The organism is uncultured Caballeronia sp., from assembly GCF_964243625.1.
GTDB lineage: Bacteria > Pseudomonadota > Gammaproteobacteria > Burkholderiales > Burkholderiaceae > Caballeronia.
Genome location: NZ_CAXTGZ010000710.1, coordinates 1 through 2935 on the forward strand (window position 1 = coordinate 1; position 2935 = coordinate 2935).

The 2935-nt window shown below is 60.5% G+C and carries 4 protein-coding genes; 3 read left to right on the top strand and 1 reads right to left on the bottom strand.

Annotation, left to right across the window (positions count from 1 at the left end; all coding sequences use genetic code 11):
- Both ACFFAR_RS29705 and ACFFAR_RS29710 read left to right on the top strand, forming a co-directional pair.
- Window positions 1-351 (top strand): LysR substrate-binding domain-containing protein (locus ACFFAR_RS29705; protein ID WP_375509064.1); only part of this gene is annotated, 351 nt, incomplete at its 5' end.
- 43 nt (window positions 352-394) lie between these two features.
- On the top strand, window positions 395-1573 hold the full coding sequence (locus ACFFAR_RS29710; protein ID WP_174365589.1) for an aminotransferase class I/II-fold pyridoxal phosphate-dependent enzyme: 1179 nt from the start codon (window positions 395-397) through the stop codon (window positions 1571-1573).
- Here the strand turns inward: ACFFAR_RS29710 and ACFFAR_RS29715 are convergent.
- Complete coding sequence (locus tag ACFFAR_RS29715; protein WP_062001361.1) at window positions 1570-2049, bottom strand: Lrp/AsnC family transcriptional regulator; 480 nt, start codon at window positions 2047-2049, stop codon at window positions 1570-1572. The two genes, ACFFAR_RS29710 and ACFFAR_RS29715, sit on opposite strands and share 4 nt — an antisense overlap.
- Before the next feature lie 146 nt (window positions 2050-2195).
- On the opposite strand from ACFFAR_RS29715, the gene ACFFAR_RS29720 reads away from it, so the two are divergent.
- Window positions 2196-2935, top strand: a 740-nt coding sequence (locus ACFFAR_RS29720) for an amidohydrolase (protein WP_375509065.1), incomplete at its 3' end; no start/stop codon positions are given.

The window sequence follows — 2935 nt, forward strand, 5'->3', positions numbered from 1 at the left end:
GAAAACGATGAAGACGTGACGCTCTGGCGGGTGCGCCGGAGGCGCGCGCAGACCGGCGCCAAGCATTCAACACCGCTCGCACTGCGTGTCACCGCTGCATTCAGTACCAACGACGGCAGTGTTGCGCGTCGTTGGGCCGAAGATGGTTTGGGGCTCGTGCTTCGTTCGCAATGGGACGTGGCGGACGCGGTTGCATCGGGCAAGCTCGTGCGGCTTCTGGGCGAGTGGGACTTTGGCAGCGCGCCGGTCATCGCACTGGTGCCATCGCGCAAAGGCCGCTCTTCGCGTGTCCAGGCATTGCTGGCTTATCTCGCGACGAACCTCGGCACGGCCAATAAGAACGGCCGATAGACCGCCGCTATAATCCAACGATTCACTTCAAGGGAGTGGCCGCATGAAGTATTCGAATCTCGTCGAGCGTCTGCAAGGCAAGCGCACGGCCGCGTGGGAAATTCATCACGCGGCGCAGCAAGCCTTCAACAAGGGCGAAGACGTCATCATTCTGAGCGTCGGCGACCCGGACTTCGCGACGCCCGAAGTCATCGTCGATCGCGCGGTCAGTGCATTGCGCGAAGGCGATACGCATTACGCGGATGTGGTGGGACGTGCGCCGCTTCGTGCGGCGATCGCGCGGGATCACGTGCAGCAGACCGGCAATCAGGGTATCGATGAAAACAACGTGATCGTCGTCGCGGGCGCGCAGAACGGACTCTTCGCAACATCGTTATGCTTGTGCGAAGCAGGCGATGAAATCGTCGTGCCCGAGCCGATGTACCTGACTTACGAGGCCAGCGTGCGTGTCACCGGCGCGACGCTCGTACCCGTGGCGGTAGACCCGGCGAAGGCGTTTCATCTCGATTGCGACGCGCTCGAAGCCGCCATCACGCCGCGCACCAAAGCCATTTTCTTCGCCACGCCGTGCAACCCGACGGGTGTCGTGATGCCGCGTCCCGATCTTGAACGTATCGCGGCGCTGGCGAAAAAACACGATCTGTGGATCGTCTCGGACGAGGTCTACGCGGACCTCACATTCGATCGCGAGCATGTCAGCATTGCCTCGCTCGACGGCTTGGCCGAGCGCACCGTGACGATCGGCAGCTTGTCGAAATCCCATGCAATGCCGGGATGGCGCGTGGGCTGGGTGATCGGTCCGAAGACGCTTGTAGAACACCTTGGACGCCTGGCGCTATGCATGCTCTACGGTTTGCCGGGCTTCATCCAGCAAGCCGCAATGACCGCGCTCGAAAACCGCCCGCAGATCGTCGCGGACATGCGCGAGATCTACAGACGTCGCCGCGACATTGTGTTCGATCGTCTGCGCGATGTGCCAGGCTTGCATTGCCTGTTGCCGGAGGCGGGCATGTTCATGATGGTCGACGTAACCGGCACGGGCTTGAGCGCCTACGATTTCAGTTGGCAGTTGTTTCGGGCGCAGGGTGTGTCGGTGCTCGATGCCAGTGCGTTCGGAGAAACCGCGGCAGGTTTCGTGCGGCTGGGCTTCGTGCTCGATGAAGCGCGTCTCGCCGAAGCATGCGACCGCATCGCGACCTTTGTAGCAAGTATCAGGCGTTAAGCTGATTCCTCTGGATCATCCAGGGGAATTTTCGTCTCGAACTTCGAGCAGTTCATCGCGAAGTTGCTCTTGAAGTTGCGCACATTGTTGTTCGATGAAAAGAGCCTTCGCGTGAACGCGTGATACGTCTCCATCGAGGCGGAATTCACGATCAGCAAAAAATCGAATTCCCCCGACACCTCGTAGCACGCCATCACATCACCTTCGCTCATCATGCGGCGCTCGAAAGCGCGCAGGAGCGAATCGTTCTGCTTGTCCAGTTCCACCGATACAAAAATGGTCAGCGGCCGGCCCACGCGCATGCGGTCGACAATCGCGACTTCCTTGAGCAGCACTCCGTCCGCCTTGAGTTGCGCGATCCGGCGCTGGCATGTCGCGACCGATGCGTTGGCTTCGGTTGCGATCACGCGCAACGGCGTGGCCGCGTTTTCTTGCAGCAAGTTGAGGATGCGGACGTCGAGCCGATCGAGTGCCATATGCGGGTCCTGTTTGATCGATGCAGTGTTCTTTGAGTCTGAACGCCGGAAATAGAATCGAATTATCGGCGATAGGCGTATTCGCGGGATTTTCTCTCATGCCGGGTTCTTATACTGGAGTCCATACATGGCAGTGGAGACCCGAGATGGATTTCGAGCAGCAATTGACGCAGTGGCGGCACTGGTTTCATCGTGTGCCGGAGACCGGGTTCGAGGAACACGAGACGAGTGTGTTCGCGGCCGGCGTGCTCGAAGGTCTTGGGCTGGAGGTGACGAGGGGTATCGGCGGGACCGGGTTTGTCGCGAACCTTGTTTGCGGCGACGGGCCCGGCGTGATCGGCCTGCGTGCCGAGATGGACGCGCTGAATATCCACGAGCAGGCGCCTGAGCGCGGCCATGCATCGGTTCATGCGGGGAAGTCGCATGCATGCGGTCACGACGGCCATATGAGCATGGTTCTCGGCGCCGCGAAGTTGCTGTGCGAGCGGCGCGACTTCGACGGCACCGTGCGCTTTATCTTTCAGCCGGCGGAAGAACACGGGAAGGGCGCGAAGGCGATGATCGCCGACAAGCTTTTCGAACGTTTTCCCGTCGATGAAATCTACGGCGTTCATAACATTCCAGGGCTTCGCGCAGGCACCATATCGACGCGCGCCGGTGGAATCATGGCGAGCGAAGACAACTTCGTGATCCGGGTCAATGGAGTTGGCGGCCACGCGGCACGACCGCATATGACGATCGACCCGATTGTGATTGCGGCGGAAATCGTGCTGGCGTTGCAGACGGTTGTATCGAGAAGCGTGGAACCGGGCGTGCCTGCGGTCGTTTCCTGCACCGAGCTTTTCACCGATGGCATCCGCAACGCGATTCCCGGCGAGGTGGTGAT

Excerpts from the sequence above, each read along its gene's own strand:
- ACFFAR_RS29710 (WP_174365589.1), top strand. The coding sequence starts at position 395 with ATGAAGTATTCGAATCTCGTCGAGCGTCTGCAAGGCAAGCGCACGGCC.
- ACFFAR_RS29715 (WP_062001361.1), bottom strand. The coding sequence starts at position 2,049 with ATGGCACTCGATCGGCTCGACGTCCGCATCCTCAACTTGCTGCAAGAA.